1 protein-coding gene is annotated in these 650 nt (G+C 73.8%); it reads left to right on the plus strand.

Going from position 1 to position 650, the window contains the following annotated elements; all coding sequences use genetic code 11:
- A partial coding sequence (locus tag DEIPI_RS29640; RefSeq protein ID WP_052351666.1) for a histidine phosphatase family protein occupies nucleotides 1-454 on the plus strand: 454 nt, incomplete at its 5' end.
- Nucleotides 455-650 lie beyond the last annotated feature (196 nt).

Genomic DNA, 650 nt, shown 5'->3' on the forward strand with positions numbered 1-650 from the left:
CGCGCGCACCGCCGCGCTCGCCCTGCCCGGCGTGGACGCCGCGCGCGACGCGCGTCTGCGCGAGGTGCACTTCGGGGAGTTCGACGGGCAGAACGTGGAGAAGAACCGCCTGCATCCCCTCTTCCAGGAATGGGCCGAGACGCCGTGGAGCACGCCCGCGCCGGGCGGCGAGTCCTTCGCGGACGTCGCGCGGCGCGGCCTCGCGTGGCTCTCGGAGCTCCCCGAGGACGCGAACGTCCTCGCGTTCTCCCACAGCGTGTTCGTACGCTCGCTCGTGTGCGTGCTGCTCGGCCTGAAGGTCGAGGCGCGCGACGGCTGGACCTTCCCCTTCCCGCTGAGCCTCGCGCACGCGTCCCTGACGCGGCTCGCGCGGCACCGGGGCGAGTGGGCGCTGGAGGTCTTCTCGGACACGGCGCACCTGGAGCCCTGGGCGGCGGGGCTGCTCGACGTCTGAGGAGGCTCACACACGGACGCGCACGGCGAGGTTAAGATCATCTCATGAAGCTCACGCGGACCGCCCTGCTGGCCCTCCTCCTCGCCGCTCCCCTCGGCGCGTCCGCGCAGACCGCCGCCGAACTCGTCGCGGTCACGCAGGTCCAGTCGACCCTCGCGGGCGTGCCCGCCGTGCGCGTGCCCGCCGGGACGAGCTT

Source organism: Deinococcus pimensis DSM 21231 (assembly GCF_000519345.1).
Taxonomy (GTDB): domain Bacteria; phylum Deinococcota; class Deinococci; order Deinococcales; family Deinococcaceae; genus Deinococcus_A; species Deinococcus_A pimensis.